This window comes from Halobacterium yunchengense (genome assembly GCF_037031165.1).
In the GTDB taxonomy this organism is placed as follows: domain Archaea; phylum Halobacteriota; class Halobacteria; order Halobacteriales; family Halobacteriaceae; genus Halobacterium; species Halobacterium yunchengense.
Genome location: NZ_JAYEZL010000001.1, coordinates 674812 through 694085 on the forward strand (window position 1 = coordinate 674812; position 19274 = coordinate 694085).

General features: G+C 72.6%; 21 protein-coding genes. 12 read left to right on the forward strand and 9 right to left on the reverse strand.

What is annotated here, in order from left to right:
• The first annotated feature begins 20 nt into the window (after positions 1 to 20).
• Both U5911_RS03390 and npdG read left to right on the forward strand, forming a co-directional pair.
• Positions 21 to 902, forward strand: a complete 882-nt coding sequence (locus tag U5911_RS03390; RefSeq protein ID WP_336035287.1) for a TIGR01548 family HAD-type hydrolase — start codon at positions 21 to 23, stop codon at positions 900 to 902.
• 70 nt (positions 903 to 972) lie between these two features.
• Positions 973 to 1641 (forward strand): NADPH-dependent F420 reductase, encoded by a 669-nt coding sequence (npdG, locus tag U5911_RS03395; RefSeq protein ID WP_336035288.1) that lies wholly within the window; start codon positions 973 to 975, stop codon positions 1639 to 1641.
• A 247-nt stretch (positions 1642 to 1888) separates the two neighbouring features.
• Here npdG and thiD read toward each other — a convergent pair whose 3' ends face one another.
• Positions 1889 to 3259, reverse strand: a complete 1371-nt coding sequence (thiD, locus tag U5911_RS03400) for a bifunctional hydroxymethylpyrimidine kinase/phosphomethylpyrimidine kinase (protein ID WP_336035290.1) — start codon at positions 3257 to 3259, stop codon at positions 1889 to 1891.
• Positions 3259 to 4188 (reverse strand): sulfide-dependent adenosine diphosphate thiazole synthase, encoded by a 930-nt coding sequence (locus tag U5911_RS03405; protein WP_336035291.1) that lies wholly within the window; start codon positions 4186 to 4188, stop codon positions 3259 to 3261. Before U5911_RS03405 ends, thiD begins: the two co-directional genes overlap by 1 nt.
• 269 nt (positions 4189 to 4457) lie before the next feature.
• Between U5911_RS03405 and U5911_RS03410 the strand changes: the two genes are divergently transcribed.
• Together U5911_RS03410 and U5911_RS03415 are read left to right on the forward strand one after the other, a co-directional pair.
• Positions 4458 to 5183, forward strand: a complete 726-nt coding sequence (locus tag U5911_RS03410) for a hypothetical protein (protein WP_336035293.1) — start codon at positions 4458 to 4460, stop codon at positions 5181 to 5183.
• A 51-nt stretch (positions 5184 to 5234) separates the two neighbouring features.
• On the forward strand, positions 5235 to 6419 hold the full coding sequence (locus U5911_RS03415; RefSeq protein ID WP_336035295.1) for an inorganic phosphate transporter: 1185 nt from the start codon (positions 5235 to 5237) through the stop codon (positions 6417 to 6419).
• 18 nt (positions 6420 to 6437) lie between these two features.
• On the opposite strand, the gene U5911_RS03420 is transcribed toward U5911_RS03415, so the two are convergent.
• Together U5911_RS03420 and trxA are read right to left on the reverse strand one after the other, a co-directional pair.
• The gene (locus tag U5911_RS03420) at positions 6438 to 8297 is read right to left on the reverse strand and encodes an SLC13 family permease (protein WP_418771510.1); all 1860 of its coding nucleotides are present in this window, start codon (positions 8295 to 8297) and stop codon (positions 6438 to 6440) included.
• An 86-nt stretch (positions 8298 to 8383) separates the two neighbouring features.
• Positions 8384 to 8653, reverse strand: coding sequence for a thioredoxin (gene trxA / locus U5911_RS03425; protein WP_336035297.1), 270 nt, complete (start codon positions 8651 to 8653; stop codon positions 8384 to 8386).
• A gap of 265 nt (positions 8654 to 8918) precedes the next feature.
• Between trxA and U5911_RS03430 the strand changes: the two genes are divergently transcribed.
• The 4 genes from U5911_RS03430 (at position 8919) to hisE (ending at position 10589) form a co-directional block, all read left to right on the forward strand.
• Positions 8919 to 9080, forward strand: a complete 162-nt coding sequence (locus tag U5911_RS03430) for a preprotein translocase subunit Sec61beta (protein ID WP_336035298.1) — start codon at positions 8919 to 8921, stop codon at positions 9078 to 9080.
• Positions 9081 to 9144: 64 nt separating this feature from the next.
• Positions 9145 to 9744, forward strand: coding sequence for a pyridoxal 5'-phosphate synthase glutaminase subunit PdxT (gene pdxT / locus U5911_RS03435; RefSeq protein WP_336035299.1), 600 nt, complete (start codon positions 9145 to 9147; stop codon positions 9742 to 9744).
• A 72-nt stretch (positions 9745 to 9816) separates the two neighbouring features.
• On the forward strand, positions 9817 to 10263 hold the full coding sequence (locus tag U5911_RS03440; RefSeq protein ID WP_336035300.1) for a bifunctional nuclease family protein: 447 nt from the start codon (positions 9817 to 9819) through the stop codon (positions 10261 to 10263).
• Positions 10260 to 10589 (forward strand): phosphoribosyl-ATP diphosphatase, encoded by a 330-nt coding sequence (hisE, locus tag U5911_RS03445; protein WP_336035302.1) that lies wholly within the window; start codon positions 10260 to 10262, stop codon positions 10587 to 10589. Before U5911_RS03440 ends, hisE begins: the two co-directional genes overlap by 4 nt.
• A 5-nt stretch (positions 10590 to 10594) precedes the next feature.
• Here hisE and U5911_RS03450 read toward each other — a convergent pair whose 3' ends face one another.
• Positions 10595 to 10957: a DUF5518 domain-containing protein gene (locus U5911_RS03450; protein ID WP_336035304.1), complete on the reverse strand. Its 363-nt coding sequence runs from the start codon at positions 10955 to 10957 to the stop codon at positions 10595 to 10597.
• Positions 10958 to 11179: 222 nt separating this feature from the next.
• Between U5911_RS03450 and U5911_RS03455 the strand changes: the two genes are divergently transcribed.
• Entirely contained in the window at positions 11180 to 12166 is a 987-nt protein-coding gene (locus tag U5911_RS03455) for an NOG1 family protein (RefSeq protein WP_336035306.1), read from the forward strand.
• A 9-nt stretch (positions 12167 to 12175) separates the two neighbouring features.
• On the opposite strand, the gene U5911_RS03460 is transcribed toward U5911_RS03455, so the two are convergent.
• From U5911_RS03460 to U5911_RS03470, 3 genes are all read right to left on the reverse strand, one after another.
• Positions 12176 to 13468, reverse strand: coding sequence for a TIGR00341 family protein (locus tag U5911_RS03460; RefSeq protein ID WP_336035307.1), 1293 nt, complete (start codon positions 13466 to 13468; stop codon positions 12176 to 12178).
• A gap of 43 nt (positions 13469 to 13511) precedes the next feature.
• On the reverse strand, positions 13512 to 14801 hold the full coding sequence (locus tag U5911_RS03465) for a TIGR00341 family protein (protein ID WP_336035308.1): 1290 nt from the start codon (positions 14799 to 14801) through the stop codon (positions 13512 to 13514).
• Positions 14802 to 14927: 126 nt separating this feature from the next.
• On the reverse strand, positions 14928 to 15680 hold the full coding sequence (locus U5911_RS03470; RefSeq protein WP_336035309.1) for an SIMPL domain-containing protein: 753 nt from the start codon (positions 15678 to 15680) through the stop codon (positions 14928 to 14930).
• A 132-nt stretch (positions 15681 to 15812) separates the two neighbouring features.
• Here U5911_RS03470 and engB point away from each other — a divergent pair, with 132 nt between their 5' ends.
• The 3 genes from engB (at position 15813) to U5911_RS03485 (ending at position 17751) form a co-directional block, all read left to right on the forward strand.
• Positions 15813 to 16433, forward strand: a complete 621-nt coding sequence (gene engB / locus U5911_RS03475; RefSeq protein ID WP_336035310.1) for a GTP-binding protein EngB — start codon at positions 15813 to 15815, stop codon at positions 16431 to 16433.
• Between the two features lie 65 nt (positions 16434 to 16498).
• Positions 16499 to 17233: a DsbA family protein gene (locus tag U5911_RS03480; protein WP_336035311.1), complete on the forward strand. Its 735-nt coding sequence runs from the start codon at positions 16499 to 16501 to the stop codon at positions 17231 to 17233.
• Positions 17230 to 17751, forward strand: a complete 522-nt coding sequence (locus U5911_RS03485; protein ID WP_336035312.1) for a hypothetical protein — start codon at positions 17230 to 17232, stop codon at positions 17749 to 17751. The genes U5911_RS03480 and U5911_RS03485 overlap by 4 nt, the downstream gene beginning before the upstream one ends.
• 285 nt (positions 17752 to 18036) lie before the next feature.
• On the opposite strand, the gene U5911_RS03490 is transcribed toward U5911_RS03485, so the two are convergent.
• A complete protein-coding gene (locus tag U5911_RS03490) occupies positions 18037 to 19272 on the reverse strand; it encodes an NUDIX domain-containing protein (RefSeq protein WP_336035314.1) in 1236 nt (411 codons plus the stop codon).
• Between the last annotated feature and the right edge of the window lie 2 nt (positions 19273 to 19274).

Sequence of the window (19274 nt, forward strand, 5' to 3'; positions counted from 1 at the left end):
CGGGTTCCCTGGGTCGGGGTATGGACGTGGACGCGGTCGTACTGGACGTCGACGGCGTGCTGGTGGACGTCGCGGACTCCTACCGGCGGGCCATCGTGGAGTCGCTGCGGCACGTGTACGGCGAGACCGTCGAGAAGGCGGCCGTCCAGCAGTTCAAGGACGCGGGCGGGTTCAACAACGACTGGACGCTGACGGACGCGGCGGCGCTGTTCCTGCTGGCTCGCCGCGAGGGCTACGACGGCGACGTCGGCGCGTTCACCGACCGCGTCGCGGCGCACGGCGGCGGGCTGGCGGGCGCCGAGGCGGTCGTGGAGGCCAGCCTCGACCCGGGGGCCGTCGAGCGCGTGCGCGAGGCCTGGCGGCCGGACCGGCTCCGCGCGGTGTTCCAGCAGCTGTACCTGGGCGCCGACCTGTACCGCGAGCTGGAGGGCGGCGAGCCGGACCCGGAGCTCGCGGACGAGCGCGGCTACGTCAACGACGAGCCCGTCGTCGTGACGCCGGAGACGGTCGACGCCCTCACGAGCGAGTACCCGGTCTGCGTGCTGACCGGCCGACCGGAGGCGGAGGCGGAGCTCGCGCTTGACCGCGTGGGCCTCGACGTGCCGGCGGAGCGGCGGTTCACGATGGACGACTGGGAGGAGGGGAAGCCGAACCCGCGCGCGCTCGTCGCGCTCGCAGAGCGCACCGGGGCGACGTCGGTGGCGTTCGTCGGGGACACGCTCGACGACGTCGAGACGGTCGTCAACGCCCGCGGCGCCGACCCGGAGCGGACGTACTACGCCGTCGGCGTGCTGACCGGCGGGCTGACCGGACCGGAGGGCCGCCGGAAGTACGAGCACGCGGGCGCGGACCGCGTGCTGGACTCCGTGAACGACCTGCCGGCGCTGCTCGCCGGCGAGTAGTCCGGTCGGCGCGCGGCGAGGGACCTGCCGGCCACGCAATTCTTAACCGCGTTCCGGGAGACGATAGGGTATGCGAATCGCGTTGCTCGGCGGGACCGGCGACATCGGCGAAGGGCTGGCGCTGCGGTGGGCGTACCACACCGACCACGAGGTCGTCGTCGGGTCCCGGGACCCGGAGAAGGCGCGCGCGAAGGCCGAGGAGTACGAGACGGAACTGGACAGCCGGGGCGTCGAGGAGAAGGTCACTGGCTTCGAGAACGCGATGGCCGCGGACCGCGCGGACGTCGTGGTGCTGGCCGTGCCGGCGTACCACGTCGTCGACGTCGTCGAGGAGATCGGCGACCGCATCGACGAGGACACGACGCTGGTGACGCCCGCCGTGGGGATGCAGAAGGGCGCGGGCGGCTTCCGGTACAACCCGCCGGATGCGGGCAGCGTCACGGCGCTCGTCGCGGAGGCGGCGCCCGAGGGCGTGCCCGTGGTGGGGGCGTTCCACAACCTCGCGGCGGACCGCCTCGCGAACCTCGACGTCGAGCTCTCGCTGGACACGCTCGTCGTCGGCGACGACGACGACGCGAAGCGGAACGTCGCGGACCTCGCGGCCGGCATCGAGGGGCTGCGCGCGCTCGACGCCGGGCCGCTCGCGAACGCCGCCGAGGTGGAGTCGCTGACGCCGCTTTTGGTGAATCTCGCCATCCACAACGACGGCATGCACGACGTCGGCGTCAGGTTCGAGTGACGCCAGGGCGGCGGCACTCGGCGGACCCATTCGGCAGCCACACTCGGCGGATCCACTCTGCAGTCACACCCGGCGGATCCACTCTGCAGTCACACCCGGCGGATCCACTCTGCAGTCACACCCGGCGGATCCACTCTGCAGTCACACCCGGCGGATCCACTCTGCAGTCACACCCGGCGGATCCATTCGGTAGTCGCACCCAAGGCGGCACTCGACGGACGCGCGGAGACCGCCGGCGCACTCGCGGTCAGTCGCTGCGGTCGCGTTCGAGCGCCGCTGCCTCCCGGAGCTTCGACAGGAGACCGGCGGCGTCGGCGGCGAGCACGCGCACCATCGCCTCCTTGCCGACGGCGCCGCGGTCGACGACGGCGTCGGGCGCGCGGTCGCGGCCGGTCGTCGCCTCCCTGGCGGCCCAGTCCATCGTGCCGGCGGCGTCGGCCGCCTCCTCGCTGCGGTCGACGGCGACGACGTCCCAGCGGTCGCGCAGGCGGCTCTCGCGGCCGGCGTCCCAGCGGAGGTTCCCCGCCGCGGCGACCGAGGGGTCGGCGTCGCGCGCGCCGAGCAGGAAGCGAGCGACGTGGCTCGACGCGCCGGGCGCGACGCCGCCCGCGGCGCGGACGCCCCTGCTCGTGGCGTGCAGGCGGCCGTCGACGGCGACGACGTCCCGGGGCGTCGACGCGCCGGCGGGCGCGACGGCGACGTTCGTCCCGACTTCGGGGACGAGCGCGGGCGGCCAGTCGCGTTCGAGCGCCGCGACCACCTCGCGGACGGCGTCGATGGCGGCCGCCGTGGTCTCGGGCTGACCGCCCAGCGCGTCGCGGTCCGCGGTCGGCGAGGACGCGTCCGCGATCGCGGCGTGGTCGACCGGCCCGGCGCCGGCGCCGAGCGAGAGCGGCGACTGGATGGCCGCGACCACGGCGTCGACGCCGCGTTCGACGGCGTCCGGGGCGTCCTCGCCGGCGGCGAGTCCGGCGGCGACGGCCGCCGAGAGCGTGCAGCCGGAGCCGTGCGTGTCGGCGGTGTCGACGCGCTCGCGCGTGAGCGCTCTCTCGGCGTCCCCGACGTAGACGTCGACCGGGTCGCCGTCGAGGTGGCCGCCCGTGACGAGCACCGAGTCCGGGCCGAGGTCGCGGACGGCGTCGGCGGCCGCGCGGAGGTCCGCTTCGTCGTCGACGGTGACGCCGCCGAGCAGTTCGGCCTCGGGGACGTTCGGCGTGGCGACGGTCGCCTCCGGGAGCAGGTCCTCGCGGACGGCGTCGACGCCGGCCTCCGTGAGCAGGCGGTCGCCGGACTGCGCGACGACGACGGGGTCGACGACCACCGGGAAGTCGGCGTCGGCGAGCGCGTCCGCGACCGCCTCGACGACCGCGGCGTCCCCGAGCATCCCCGTCTTGGCGGCGGTGACCGGGAAGTCGGCGGTGACCGCTTCGACCTGCGCGCGGACGGTCTCGGGGTCGTGGACGACGCTGTCGAGGACGCCCGTGGTGTTCTGGGCGGTGACGGCCGTGACCGCGGCGGTGCCGAACGCGCCGCAGGCCTCGAAGGTCTTGAGGTCGGCCTGGACGCCCGCGCCGCCGCCGCTGTCGGAGCCGGCGACAGTGAGCGCGACCGGCCGCATCAGTCGTCGGCGGCGGGCGCGGCGCGGGACGGCAGGTCGACCCGGGGTCCGTCGGCGCCGAGTTCGTCCAGCACGGCGTTCGCGGCGGCCTTCCCGGAGAGCAGCATCGCGCCGAACGTCGGCCCCATGCGCGTGAGGCCGTGGACGGTCGCGGTGGAGAGGCCGGCCGTCACGAGGCCGTCGTGGACCTTGCCGGTGTGTTCGACGACCCTGTCCTCGCTGTCCGCGACCCACATGGAGTCGTGGCCGGGGGAGTCGTGGCCGGGCGCGCCGTACTCGCCCTCGTCGGTCGCGTCCATGCCGGTGTTGTGTTCGTCGGCGTGCGCGATGCCCTCGGCGTCGACGACGCCTCGCTCGTGGAGCTTCGAGACGACGACGGCGTCGTGGCCGGTGGCGTCGACGACGACGTCGGCCTCGACCGCGATGGGGTCGACGCACGTGAGCTCCCGGGGGAGCGAGTGGACGGGCGTCCAGTTCATCACGATGCCGGCGACCTCGTGGTCGTCGCGCACGACGACGTCCGTGAACTCGGTCATGTTCTGGACGCGCGCGCCGGCGTCGCAGGCGGCCTCGATGAGCGCCGAGCACGCGTGCGGGCCGTCCGCGACCGCGAGGCCCTCGGTCTCGTCGTCGTACTCGTAGGGGACGTCGAGTTCGTCGAGGACGGCGTCGGCGGGGCTGCGGACGGTGAGCTTGTTCATGAGGAAGCCGCCGAGCCAGAAGCCGCCGCCGAGGTAGTTGTTCTTCTCGACGACGGTGACGTCGACGCCGCGGTCGGCGAGTTCCTTCGCGGTCATCAGCCCCGAGGGGCCGCCGCCGACGACGATGACGTCGGTCTCGGTGTCGTCGAGGAACTCCTCGGTCCACTGGCGGGCGATCGCGCGCGTGACCTGTGCTTCGTCGGCGTCCGCGAACGAGTCGAACGGCATATTCCTAAGTTATACCACTGACTACTTACGCGTTGGGGTAGCCGCGCCGGCCGACGCGACGCGGTGGTCGTCGGCGCTGCGGAGCGGCGTGGCGGTCGCTCCCACCGCAACCCCTATTCCGGTCCGTCACCTCTGTCCGGTATCAGCGTTCTCTCTCTCAGCGGGTCGCTCTCGCCGACTCGCACACGGCCAGGTGTATCGCAGCAGGCCCCGACGTTCGGGCCGTCGCCCATGGCGCAGCAGCGCCGCCGAGGCGAGGTGGCCGGCGAATGAACCCGAACCGCGTCGACAGCCTCACCGACCTCGCGTACGGCGTCCTCATCTTCGCGTCCGTCGCGCTGTTCACGGTCGCCGACTCGACGGTCGGCCTCGCGTTCGGGTTCGGCGTGCTGGCGTCGTTCGTCGTCCACATCGCGTGGAAGATGGCGCGCTTCGACCCCCAGTGGATGACCCAGGCGGTCGACGAGACCGTCGAGGAGAAAGTCCAGGAGACGGTGGGCGAGACCGTCGAGGAGACCGTCGGCGAGACAGTCGAGGCGTCCGTGGAGGAGTCCGTCGACAGGACCGTCGAAGAGAAGGTGGGGGAGACAGTCGAAGAGAAAGTCGGTGAGACCGTCGAGGAGACGGTCGGCGAAACTGTCGAGGAGACGGTCGGCGAAACCGTCGAGGAGACGGTCGGCGAAACCGTCGAAGAGACCGTCGAGGAGACCGTCAGCGAAACCGTCGAAGAGAAGGTCGGGGAGACAGTCGAGGAGAAAGTCGGCGAAACCGTCGAAGAGACCGTCGAGGAGACCGTCAGCGAAACCGTCGAAGAGAAGGTGGGAGAAACCGTCGAGGAGAAAGTCGGGGAGACCGTCGAAGAGAAAGTCGGCGAAACCGTCGAGAAGACCCTCGAGGAGACCGTCGAGCGGACGGTCGCGGACGCGGAGCTCGCGGACGACGAGGACGAAGACGAAGACGAGGAACCGGTCGAGGACGAGGAGGGCGCACGGTGACGGCCACGCGGTCCGACCGACCGGACGACCGGTCTGCCCGGGGGTGGTGCGGTGAGTAGCGTCCTCCTCGCCGTCGGCCTGCTCGTGGCGGCGTTCGTGGGGTTCAACGTCGGCGGGTCGACGACGGGGCCGGCGTTCGGCCCGGCGGTCGGCGCGAAAGCGATCTCGAAGCCGGTGGCGGCGCTGTTGATGACGGCGTTCTTCTTCGTGGGCGGGTGGACCATCGGCCGGCGCGTGGTGGACACGCTCGGCAACGACCTCGTCACGAACCCCGCGATTTTCACGCTGGAGGCGAGCATCGGCGTGCTGTTCTTCATCGGACTCGCGCTGTTCGTCGGCAACATGTTCGGCGTGCCGGCGTCGACGTCGATGACCGCGGTCGGCTCCATCGCGGGCCTGGGCGTCGCGCGGGACGCGCTCGACTGGGCGGTGCTGGGCGAGATCGCCATCTGGTGGCTGGTCGCCCCCATCATCGGGTTCTGGGTGTCGCTGATCATCGGCCGGTACTTCTACGCTCGACTGCACGCGCTCATCGCGATGGAGCGCAGCGACCCCCCGCTGTTGACCGTCGACCGGTCGGGCGCGATTCCGGTGCTGCGAGCCGCCGCGTCCACGAACCGCCGCGAACTCTACGGCGTCGTCACCGTCGTCGTCATCGGCTGCCTGATGGCGTTCAGCTCGGGGACGAGCAACGTCGCGAACGCCGTCGCCCCCCTCGTCGGCAGCGGCCAGCTCGAGATGAACCCCGGCATCCTGCTGGCGTGCGCCGCGGTCGGCGTCGGCGCGTTCACCATCGCGCGCCGCACGCTGGACACGATGGGCAGCGACATCACGGAACTGCCGCTCACCGCGGCCATCGTCGTCGCGGTGGTGAGCGCGACGCTGGTCATCTTCCTGTCCGCAATCGGCATCCCCGCGAGCTTCGTCGTCATCGCGACGATGAGCATCGTCGGCCTCGGCTGGGGGCGCGCGACGCGCCCGGTCACGGTCCCCGAGGCGGTGCGCGGCGACGAGGACGTCCCGGTGTCCGTGGGCGGCCTCGCGGCCGACGAGGAACACGAGGACGACGACGTGCCGGCCATCGGCGAAGAGGACCCCGAGGACATTCCGAGCGCCGCCGACCTCTTCGACCCCGGGACGACGGCGCGCGTCGTCCTCATGCAGAACGTCGTCCCGATGCTCGCGACCGGCGGCGCCTACCTCGCGTTCCGGTTCGTCCCCGTCTTCGGGTTCTGAGCGCCCGGACGGGCGGCGCTACACGGTCCAGAACACGGCGATACCGGCGACCGTCACGACCGACAGCAGCAACTGCAGCGGCATCCCGACGCGGACGTAGTCGCCGAACGTGTAGCCGCCCGGCCCGTACACGAAGAGGTTCGTCTGGTAGCCGACGGGCGTCATGAACGCCGTCGACGCCGCGAACGTCACCGCGAGCACGAACGCGAACGGGTTCGCGCCGACGTCCAGGGCCGCCTCCACCGCCACCGGGATCATCAACACGACGCTGGCGTTGTTCGAGATGACGCCCGTGATGAGACTCGTCGCGACGTAGAACACCCACAGCACGCCGACGGCGGGCAGGAACTCGCCGGACGCCGCGACGAGCGCGCCGAGCAGTTCCGCGCCCCCGGTCTCCTCGAGGGCGATGCCGAGCGGGATCACGCCCGCCAGCAGGAAGATGACGTTCCAGTCGACGGAGTCGTACAGCTCCGCCGGCCGCAGCACGCCGGTCGCCGCCATCGCGACGACGCCGCCCAGGGCCGCCACCACGATGTGGACCGGGAGGAAGGTCGCCGCGGCGACCACGCCGACGACGGTGGCCACCGCGAAGGGGATCTTCTCCGTGCGGTAGTCCGGCTCCTCGGGCTCGTGCGCGAGGATGAAGTCGGGGTTCAGGGCGAGCCGGTCGATGGAGTCCTCGGGGGCCTGGATGAGGAGCGTGTCGCCGACGCGCAGCCGGCGCTCGTCCATGCGCTCGCGGATGGTCTCCCCGCGCGAGCGGTACGCGAGCACGTTCGCGTCGTACCGGCTGCGGAACGCCGACGTCCGCAGCGTCTCCCCGACGAGCGACGACCCCGACTGGATGACGAGCTCGACGAGCGTCTGGTCGGCCTCCGTCGTCGGCTCCATCTCGGGGTCGGTCTCCGGCGCGCCGGTCAGCTGGAGGTCGTCGACCTCCATGATCGCGGCGAGGGTCTCCCGGTCGGTGCGGATGGCGAGCACGTCCCCGGGCTTGATGACCTTCTGGCCGATGGGCTCGATGAACCGCTCGCCGCCGCGGACGAGCTGGAGGACGTCGGCGTCGAAGCGGCGCTCGTCGATGGCTTCGGCGATGGTCTTCCCGACGATGGGCGACTGCGGCTGGACGACCACCTCGCTGAGGTAGTCCTGCATCTCGTACTCGGCGATGTAGTCCTCCTGGGGCGGCACGCGCTCGGGGATGAGCCGGTGGCCGACGAGCATGAGGTAGGCGGCGCCGACGACGAGCACGACGACGCCGAGGTGCGTGAACTCGAACATCGAGAACGCGTGGAGGCTCGCGACGCCCTGCTCGTCGCCGATGCGTTCGGCGGTCTGGCTCGCGAGGATGTTCGTCGACGTCCCGATGAGCGTCAGCATCCCGCCGAGCATCGACGCGTACGACAGCGGCAGGAGGAGCTTCGACGGCGACGTGTTGCCCTTGTGCGCGAGGTCGCTGATGACGGGCACGAGGATCGCGACCACGGGCGTGTTGTTGATGAACCCCGAGGCCGGTCCCGTCGCGAGGATGGTGGACGCGAGCTGGCGGCGCTTGTTCGTCCCCGCGAACTCCGACATCCACCGGCCGATGATCTGGACGACGCCCGACCGCGAGACGCCGTTCGAGAGGATGAGCATCGCCAGCACCGTCACCGTCGCCGGGTTCGAGAACCCCGAGAGGCCCTGGGCGACGCCGATATCCGTCCACGGCTCCAGGACCATCAGCACCACCATCACCAGCACCGCCGTGACGTCCAGGGGCAGCGCCTCCGTGACGAACAACACGAGCGTCACGCCGACGAGGACGAACACGACGCCCATCTCGAAGGTCACCGGCGGCAGCCCGCCGGCAGCCAGCGGCGACACGGCGGCCATGGCTACACCGTCACGGGTCGATTACTACAGGCTAACGGTCGGCGGCGCCTGCGGCGAGAAAGCGACTCGCGAGCGGGAGCGTCCGGTTACGCGCCGGCCTTCTCGAGGGCGTCCTCGAGCTGGTCGCGCTGGGTGACGCCGACGAAGCGCTCGACGACGCCGTCGTCGTCCTCGACGACGACCGTGGGGATGGACCGGACCTGGTACTCGTTCGCGATGTCCTCGTTCTCGTCGACGTCGATCTTCTCGAAGACGACGCGGTCGCCGTAGTCCTCCTCGAGGTCGTCGAGGATCGGGTCCTGGGTCTTGCAGGGCCCACACCAGTCCGCGTAGAAGTCTTTGACGGTGACAGTCATCGGTCTGTCCGTTCTTGCCACGCCCCCCGCATAAGGGTTTCTCACGGGACGCGCCTCGCCGCTAAGCGGCGGCAATCGGCGCCGAGAGTCGACGTCCGGGGCGCCAGCAGCGCGCTGCGGTCCGGGTCGATGCGGCACCGCCGACGCGCGCGAGACACCGCCGGCGCGGGACTGGCGAGAGCGCGGTCGGACTGCCCCGAGCGCGAGCCACCGCGAGTGCGGGGGACACGAAAGGTTTACGCGGGAGCGGCGTCCAGAGACGCACATGAGCAGCGGCCAGAACGACGGCGGGCTGATGTCCAGCGCGGGCCTCGTCCGCTACTTCGACTCCGAGGACCCGAACGCCATCCAACTCGACCCCCGGTCCGTGGTGGCGACCGGCGTCTTCTTCGGGCTCGTCGTCCTCCTCCTCCAGTTCTTCGTGTAGGCCCACCGGGGGACGGTCGTCTATCCCCGAGAGGTTTTTTCCCGCGGACTCCCTACGGTCGGCCATGACGATCCACGCCGGCGTCGTCGCCGTGCAGGGCGACGTCTCCGAGCACGCCGACGCCATCCGACGCGCCGCCGCCGAGCACGGCGAGGACGCCGAAGTGACCGAGATCCGGCGCGCCGGCCTCGTGCCGGACTGCGACGTCCTGCTGCTGCCGGGCGGCGAGTCGACGGCCATCTCGCGGCTGCTCGCCCGCGAGGGCATCGGCGAGGAGATCCGCGCGCACGTCGACGCCGGGAAGCCGCTGCTGGCGACCTGCGCCGGCCTCATCGTCGCGTCCCGGGACGCCAACGACGACCGCGTGCAGACGCTCGGCCTCGTGGACGCGACCGTCGACCGGAACGCGTTCGGCCGCCAGAAGGACTCCTTCGAGGCGCCCCTCGACGTCGCCGGGCTGGACGAGCCGTTCCCCGCGGTGTTCATCCGCGCGCCGCTCATCGCCGAGGTCGGCGACGGCGTGGAGGTGCTCGCGACGTGGGACGGCGGGCCCGTCGCGGTCCGCGACGGCCCCGTCGTCGGTACCTCCTTCCACCCCGAGCTCACGGCGGACTCGCGCGTCCACGACCTCGCGTTCTTCCGCCAGCAGGCGGCGACGCGCTGACTGCCGGGCGACCAGCAGCCGGAGGGCTGCCGCACCAGGCAACCTTTTGGCCGTGCCACCGAAACAACGGGTATGAACGCTCACATCGACGGCGTCCGCGTCGCCGGCACGCCCGAGGGCGCGCTCCCGGTGGTGCTCGTCGGCGTCGACGGCGAAGACGACGTCCTCCCCATCTTCATCGGGTTCGAGGAGGCCGCCGCCATCGCGCGCGGGCTGGACGCCAAGGACATCGGCCGGCCGCTGACGCACGACCTGACGCTTGACCTCGTCGAGGAGCTCGGCGGCCGCATCGACAGGGTCGTCGTCGCCAGTGTCGAGGAGGGGACGTACTACGCGGACCTCCACGTGCAGACGCCGCGCGGCGACGAGGTCGTCGACGCGCGGCCGAGCGACTCGCTGGCACTGGCGGCGCGCACGGACGCCCCCATCGAGGTCGCGACGGCCGTCTTCGAGGACGGGCGCCGCGACCCCGCGGACTTCGAGGAGCTCCGCGACATCCGGGAGGTGATGGGCGCGTGAGCGACGCCGACGCGGACGCCCCGGCCCCGGCGGGCGAGGACGCCGACGACGTGCTCCGGGAGCTGTTCGCGGTCGTCGAGGACCGCAAGCGCAGCCTCCCCGAGGACTCCTACACCGCGAGCCTGTTCACCCACGAGAAGGGCGAGAACGCGGCGCTGGAGAAGCTCGGCGAGGAGACCACGGAGTTCCTGCTCGCCGCGAAGGACGGCGACGCCGACGAGCTCGCCCACGAGGGCGCCGACGTCGTCTACCACATGCTCGTCGTGCTCGCCGCCAACGACGTGGACGTCGACGCCCTCCTCGGCGAGCTCCGCGACCGGCGGTAGCGTCGCTACCGCGCCGCGAGCCAGCCGCCGACCGCGCCGGCGACGGCGCTGTCGACGGCCAGCAGGAGGAACGCGACGAGCGCGAACACCGCCACGCCGAACCCGAGGACGCCGCCCGCGACGAACCCGGTCGCCGTGAGGACGAACCCGAACAGCAACACGAAGAAGGCGACGACGAGGCCGCCGAGCGCGCCCGCGAGCAGGCCGTGGACGGCGCCGCTCCAGAGCCCGTCGTCGGCGAGCCAGCCGGCGACGAACCCGCCGATCAGTCCCGCCGCGGCGTGGCCGACGCCGGGAATCGCGAACGCGAACACGCCGAGCACGAACTGGACGGCGAACCCGACGAGGACAGCGCGCCAGTTGACCATACGTCCGGTTCGACGCGCACACCGAAAAGCACCACGGCGGCGTGCCGTCCCGAGCGACGGTCAGCGTCCACGCGCCCGAGAGGCGATGCGCACCGGCGACGCACTCCCTCCGGGAGGACCAGCGTGGACGCGCCGCGCCGGCGGCCGACGCGCACCGGCCGTCTGGCGGCGCTGTGCCGCCGATTGCGTGTCCTTTTACGTGTCGCGGGCGTACCACGTCCCATGATTTTCGAGAACCTGCCGACGACGCCGACGTCGGAGGAGCTCCTCGACAAGGCGTTCTCGCGGGCGGCCCGGGCGGGCCGCGCGAAAGGCGGCGTCGAGGCCCAGGAGTCGATGCTCCAGACGGCCTCGAACATCCTCGGGGACAACCTCCACAACGTCGTGTCGTCGTGGCCGAACTTCGACACGGTCGACCCGTTCTACTACGAGCTCGCGGACGCGGTCCTCAGACGCGAGTTCGACGACAGGCGGGGCGTCGACGACCTCCGCCAGCACCTCTCGGAGGTGACGTGGGCGTCGAACAAGACCCACGAGCTCGGCCGCGAGTACGTCGGGAAGCTCCCCAGGGGGGACGCCGACGCCGCGCGGACGGTCCGCAAGCAGGGGTTCGCGCGCATGGGCTCCGTGATGGACCAGGTCGAGGACGACCTCGACGCGGTCGGCCGCGCGCGGGACGCGCTCAGGGACCTCCCCGAGATCGACCCGGACGACCCCACCGTCGTGGTGGCGGGCTACCCGAACGTCGGGAAGTCCTCGTTCGTGAACGCCGTCTCCAGCGCGGACGTCGAGACCGCCGAGTACCCGTTCACGACGAAGGGCGTCCAGGTCGGGCACTTCGACGTCGACCGCGTGCGCTGGCAGCTCGTGGACACGCCCGGCCTGCTCGACCGGCCCGCCGACGAGCGCAACGAGATCGAGGACGTCGCGGTCTCCGCGCTCTCGCACGCCGCCGACGCCATCCTCTTCTTCCTGGACGCCAGCGAGACCTGCGGGTACCCGCTGGACGCCCAGCGCGCGCTCCGCGCGGAGGTCGCCGGCGAGTTCGGGGACGTGCCGCTGGTCACCGTCTGCAACAAGGCCGACCTCTCCGAGGCCGCCGAGGCGGACTGCTACGCGAGCGTCGAGACCGGCGAGGGCGTCGACGACGCGCTCGACGCGGCGGTCGACGCCGCCGGCTACGAGCCCGAACTCCCGTTCGAGGGGTGACCGCTCCGGCTACGAGACGCGCTCGACGGTGAGGTACCGCAACTCGATGGTGACGTCCCGGCCCGCGCTCTCGTCGACGCGCTCGTCGAGGCGCCGCGACAGCCCGGGCTGTTCGCTGTCCGGCGGCACGCCGAGCGTGACGACGACGGTGGCCGGCGTCCGGAACAGCAGCTGGCGGCTGTACTCGAACTCCACGTCCAGCAGCGTCACGTCCTCGTAGGCCTCGTCGGCGAGGACGTCCTCGACGCCGGTGCGGATGGACTGCTCGGCGGTCGCGGTCTGGTACGACGAGTACGTCACGCCGCCGAGGAACACCGACAGCACGAGGATGCCGGCGAGCAGGACGGCGGTCCGTTTCAGGAGCGCCGACCGCGCCTCGTCGACGCGGAAGAACTGCTTCGGGCGGTAGCCCGCGTACCAGAGCACGAGCAGCGCCGCGAGGTTGATCGAGAGGACGTTCACGAGCACCAGGACGCTCGACCCGAGCGCGAGCGACGGCAGCCCCCACGCGAGGCCGATGCCGACCGTCGCGGCCGGCGGGATGAGCGCGACGGCGATGGCGACGCCGACGAGCGCCGAGGAGACGCCGGTCATCAGGCTCACCGCGCCAGCGACGCCGGCGCCGAGCGCGACGATCAGGGACAGCACGTCCGGCCGCAGGCGCTCGCGGACCTCGGCCAGCGACAGCAGGTCGAGGCCGGGCGGCACGACGTTCGCGTACCGCAGCACGAACGTGAACACGGCGGCGCTCCCGACCGCGAGCGCGAGCCCCAGCAGCTGCAGGCGGACGCCCCGCGAGAACTGCTCGCGGTCGTCGACGACCGTGCCGACGCTCGCCGCCATCGCCGGGCCGAGCAGCGGCGCGATGACCATCGACCCGACGACGGTCGCCGGCGAGTCCAGCAGGAGCCCGGCGGCCGCGATGACCGAACTCACGACGGTCATGGTGGCGTACGTCGGCAGCGTCGGCGCGAGGTCGCTCGCGCGCGCCTGGAGCTCCTCCCGGGCGATGCGGTCCCCGTTCTCCGCCTCGGCGTACTCGTCGCTCAGTTCCTCGAAGTGCCGCGAGAGGACGGTCTCGGCGTCGATGACGACGGTGTACGCGTCCTCGGAGAGCCCGGCCGCTCGGAGGGACTCGAGGACGGGTTCGACCGCGTTCACCGGGAGGGGGAAGGAGACGACGGCCGCGACGTCGCGGTCGCTGGTCTCGTCCGTGACGACGTAGTCGACGCGCTGGTCGTCGAGCGCGTCGAGGACCGCCTCCCGCTTCCCGACGGGCACCGTCACCTGGACGAGTCGCACGGCGCAGACGAGGTGCGGCGCCGAGAAATAGGCTGGGGTCGCGTCAGGCCGTCGACGACACCTGCACGACCTCCACCTCGACGCGCACCGACTCGTGGGAGTCGAGGCGCGCGGCGACCGCGTCGGCCAGCCCCGGGTACCGGCCGCCGTCCCGGCTGCCGACGCGCACGACGACGCGCTCGGGGGACGCGAACAGGACGTCGCGCTCGAAGGTGACGTCGACGGACAGCAGGGTGAGGCCGTCGTACTCGGGCGAGTCGAGGAGGTCGGCGACGTCCCCCTCGATGGACCGCTCGAGGTCCTGGTTGGCGTGCGTGGAGTACGTGGTCGCGCCGACGAAGGAGGCGAGCACGAGGATGGCGGCGACGAGCACGGCGCCGCGTTTCACGGTCGCGGTCCGCGCCTCGTCCTCGACGTCGCCCCGGGCCGGCCGGTAGCCCGACCGCCAGAACACGACCAGCGCCGCGAGGTTGATCGAGAGGACGTTCACGAGCAGGAGGACCGCCGACGCGACCACGACCGGCGTGGACGCCCACGCGACGCCGATGCCCAGCGACGCCGCGGGCGGCACCAGCGCGACGGCGATGGCGACGCCGACCAGCGTCGTGGAGACGCCGGAGAGCACGCTCACGGCGCCAGCGACGCCCGCGCCGAGCGCGACGAGCAGCGACAGGACGCCCGCCGAGGACCCGTGCCGGACCTGCTCGAGGCCGAGCACCGCGGGCCCGCCGGGCGCGAGGCCGGCGAACCGCACGGCCACCGCGAACGCGGTCGCGACGCCGACGAGGAGCGCGAGGCCGCCCGCCTGCCAGCGGACGCCGCGACGGAAGAGGTCGCGGTCGCGGAGGACGCTCCCGACGCTCGCCGCCATCGCCGGGTCGATGAGCGGGACGATGACGTTCGCGCCGACGAGCACCAGCGCGGAGTTCATGAGCGCGCCGGCGGTCGCGAGCACCGCGCTCACGACCAGCATCGCGACGAACGACCCGCGGTTGTCGGTGAACCCCTCGGCGGTCGCGAGCAGCTCGGAGCGCGCGATGCGGCCGCCGTTCTCGTCGTCCTCGGCGTACGCCGCCCGGAGTTCCTCGAACTGCCGGGAGACGACGGTCTCGGCGTCCAGGACGACCGTGTACGCGTCCTCGGAGAGCCCGGCGTCGCGGAGCGCGTCCAGCGCGTCCTCGACGCCCTCGGTCGGCATCGGGAACTGCACCACGGCCGTGTACTCGCGGCCGCTGGTCTCGTCGGAGACGACGTAGTCGATGCCCTCGTCGTCGAGCGCGCCGAGGACGGCCTCGCGTTTCCCGGTCGGCACCGTCACCTGGACGAGTCGCACGACCCCCGGTTGTCGCGGCCCCAAGAAAAGCGTTCAGGGCGGCGGGTCCGCGCGGGGGTCGCCGGGAGCGCGGCGGTCAGGCCGTCGCCACAGCCACGGCGGCCACACGGTCGTCGCCAGTTCCGGTCAGGCCGTCGTGGCGTTGTACGTCACGCGGACGTCCGCGGTCACCGTCACCGGCCCGGAGTCGATAGACGTCGACCCGCCCGCGTCGCCGCTCGTGTACGCGACGGTCTCGGCCTCGAACGGCCGGTACTGCGTGTCCGTCGAGACGATGGTGTGGGTCTCCGTCACCGAGAGCCCGCCGGCGTCGGCGAGCGTGTCGGCGCGCGTCTCCGCGTTCCCCATCGCCTCCGTGAGCGCCTCCTGGTAGAGGGTCTCGCGCTTCTCGTCGCTGAGCGTGAACGACACGCCCATCACGCGGTCCGCGCCGCTGTCCACGGCGACGTCCACGACCTCGCCGGCGGCGTCAGTGTCCTCGACCGTGATCTCGAAGTGGTGCTGGCCGCGGTACTCGCCGTACTCGGTGCCCTGCGGCGTCCGCTCGCGCTCCTGGCGGATGTCGTAGTGCGCGGTCCGGACGGCGTCCTCGTCGAGGCCGTACTCGGCGAGCGCGTCCCGCATCGACTCCGCCCGCTCGGCCATCTCGTCCCGGACGGCCGTCGAGTCCTCGCCCGCCGCCGTGACGGCGACGCGCACGACCGCCTGGTCGGCCTGGGCCTCGACGTCACCGTCCGCCGAGACCGTGATCGACTGTTCGGAGGGCGTCGCCTCGCCGGCCGACGCCGGCCCGCTGGAGAGCGCGAGCGCGCCGGCCACGCCCGACGCGACCAGCAGGGCGGCGCCGAGCACCGCGACCGCGAGTGTCTTCTGTTGCATCACGGGCACGGATACGACGCCACCACCCTTCAACCTCGTTCAGAGTGAAACCGGCGTTTGAGCGCCCGACGGCGCGGCCCGAGGGCCGGTCGGCGACGCGGGACTTAACCCCGCCCGACGGCTACGACCCGTATGTTCGAGACGCGGCCGGACCGCAGCGACGAGGTGGTGCTCGTCGGGCGGTCGAACGTCGGGAAGTCCACGCTGATGCGCGAGCTCACCGGCCACGGGGTCGAGACCGGGCAGAAGCCCGGCGTCACCCGGGAGCCGAACCACTTCGACTGGGCGAGCGACGACTTCGTCGTCACGGACCTCCCCGGGTTCGGGTTCATGTCCGGCGTCGAGGCCGACGTCCGCGAGCAGATCAAGACCGACGTCGTGCGGTACCTGGAGGCGCACGCCGACGACATCCTCGTCGGCGTCCTCGTGCTGGACGGGAAGGCCGCCGTCGACATCATGGACCGCCACTCCGGGGCGGACGAGGTCCCGCACGTCGTCGAGCTGTTCTACCTCCTCGAGGAACTCGGCATCCAGCCGGTCGTCGCCGTCAACAAGATGGACAAGGTCGACGACCGCGACCAGCGACTGGACGACGTCGCCGACCGCCTCGGCCTCCTGCCGCCCTGGAAGCAGTGGCGGGACACCATCGCCCCCATCGCCGCCAAGCACGGGCGCGTCGGCGCGCTCGAGGACGCCGTCAACACCCACCTCGAGGCCGCGAAGCGCGACGACCTCAAGAAGTTCTTCGCCTGACGGCGGCCGCCCGCCGGGCCGATCCGCCACAGAATTTACCAGTTGTGGGGTTCGAACGCAAGACGATGAGCAGACTCGACGAGACGACGAGGCGTGGACTGCTCGGCGCTGCCGGCGTGCTCGCGGTCACCGGCGGCACCGCGTTCGCCGTGTCGAGGGTCTCGAACGACTCCGGCGACGCGTCCGAGACGTCCGTCCGACACACCACCGGCACGACGAGTCTCGGCCTCGAACTCGGTGACCACCCCGTGATGGGGGCCTCGGACGCGCCCGTGGACGTCTACTACTACTCGGACTACCAGTGCCCGTTCTGCGAGCAGTTCGAGCAGAACACCCTCCCGGAGCTCGTGGACGGCGAGGTCGCCGACGGGACGGTCCGCATCGTCTTCCTGGAGTACCCGAACATCGGACCGGCCTCGCGGACCGCGGCCGTCCTCGACCGCTGCGTCTGGCGGCAGGTCCGGGAGTCGAACCCGGACGCGTGGTGGCGGTGGCACACCACGCTGTTCGACGAACAGGAGAAACCCGGGTCGGGGTGGGCGTCCCGGGAGCGCCTGCTCGAGTTCGCCGAGGGCGTCGAGGGCGTCGACGCGGCGGCCGTCGAGTCCTGCGCGGACGAACGCGGCGAGGACATCCGGGACGACGTCGCGGCCGAGGTCCGGCAGGCCGAACAGTACGGCGTCTCGGCGACGCCGACGTCCGTGCTCGTGAAACGCGGCACCGAACACGCCGGGCGCGTCGTCGGGGCGCAGCCGTACTCGCGGTTCCAGGAAGGCATCCGGCGCATCAGGGACGCATGACCCGGGCGCGCCCGCTGGACGTCTTCGCCGCGTTCGGGTACGCGTTCGCGACGCCTGCCCGCGTCGCCGGCGTCCTCGCCGGCGCCGCGGTGACGTACGCCGCCCTCGTGTTGAGCGCGTTCCCCGAGTACACGGGCCAGATGCTGGGCGCGGGCGTCGGCTACCTCGACGACGCGCTGGTCGCGCTCACGCGGAACACCCTCTCGACGGCGGGGACCGTGGGGCTGGCGCTCGTCGTGCTGTACGCGCTCGTGACCGGCGTCGCGCTCGTCACCGCGGCCGGACAGGTCAGGCAGACCGACGAGTCGGGCGTCGAGGGACTGACGGGCGTCGTCCCCGGCCTGGTCGCGTCCGGGTGTGCGAGCTGCGGCGCGGGCCTGCTCGGGCTGCTCGGGTTCGCGGGCGCGCTCGCCGCGCTCCCGTTCCACGGCAACCTCGTCCGGCTCGCTGGCCTGCTGGTGTTGCTCTGGTTCCTCGCGCGCGCCGGCGACCCCCGTACCTGCCGGGTCGACGTCTGAGTTCGACCGCCGCCCGCCTCCGGGCCGAGGAGCCGCCGCGAACGTTCAAGTACGGGGACGGGGCCAACGCAGCGCGTGACCTGACGCCAGCCGCGAGCCGGCCGGCTCCGGAACGGCGGCACCCGGCTCGCGACGCGGTCCGCCGCCTGCACGCCACACCCGTCGCTGCCGGGGTTCGGAGCGGGGCGACTCGGGAGAAATGCCTCGTCACAAGGGGCTCGGAGGGGGTAACTCCTCGTCACCGTCGCCCGGGACGACGGTAGGGGTGACCCGGGGAAGAACCTTTCACTCCCAGGCCGCCCACTCGCGGCGCTCGGCGGCGAGCGCGCCCACGGCCTCGGCGTCGAGGACGCCGGCCTCCGTGACGACGGCGTCGACGAGCCGCCCCGGCACGGCCTCGAAGACCGGGTTCTCGACGTCCAGCGGCGCGTCCCCCTCGTAGAGCGCGTCCGCGTCGCCGTCCTCGACCGGCAGGCGCTCGGGCGCGACCTTGTCCGCGGCGCACGCGACGACCGTCGGGACGCCGGCGTCGCGTGCAGCGAGCGCGGCGGCGCGCGTCCCCACCTTGTTCACGACGTCGCCGTCCGGGAACACGGCGTCCGCGCCGACGAGCACCGCGTCGGCCGCGGCGACCGCTGCCGGGACGTTCGCGTCCCCGGTGAGGGTCACGTCGCAGTCGCCCGCGAGCGCCTCGGCGACGCCGACGCCCTCGCCGCCCGGTCGAGACTCGGCGACCACGACGCGTCCGGGGGCGAGCTCGCGGAGCGCGGCGTCGACCGTCCCGGACCGCGACAGCGTGAACACCGCAGCGACGCCCCGCGACCGGAGGTCGTCGGCCGCCGAGGCGGCGGCGCGGTCGTCCGCGTCCGCGGCCTCGCCGGCGACCTCGCGGGCGGCGGCTTCCACGCCGCTCGGCGTCCGGTCCGCGGCCGCCATCGCGCGGTTCACGCGGTTCCGGACGACCGCCATCCCCGGCTTCGCGGCGGCCAGGTCGCACGCGACCGCGGCGACGCGTTCCCAGTCGCCGCCCTCGTCGGCCGCGACGGCGGCCTCGTCGCGGAGGACGTCGAGCGCGCGCAGCGAGAGGTACGCCGAGCCGTGTTCGTCGTCGCCGGCGACCGAGTCGACGGTGGGCCTGACGGCGTCGTAGGACCGCCAGAGGTCCGGGACGGTGTCGCGCCGGCGGATCTCCGTGGGCGGCACCCACTCGTGGGCGGCGGCCTCCCAGTTCGTGGCGGCGTCGCGGCGCCGGCAGTCGAAGAGGAACGGGTGGACGACCCACGTGCCGTGGTCGGGGTCGTCCACCTCGAAGGGGGCGCCGCGCCGGACGAGTTCGACGTCGGCGTCCCCGAAGCCGGTCTCCTCGCGGAGCTCGGTGCGCGCCTGCGCTTCGGGGTCGCCCTCGGCGTGGCCGGCGACCCCGCCCCACCGTCCGGGGTAGGAGCCGACGGACTCGCTGCGCCGCAACAGGAGGACGTCCGTGCCGTGCCGGACGAAGGCGGTGACGACGTCGGTCGGCATAC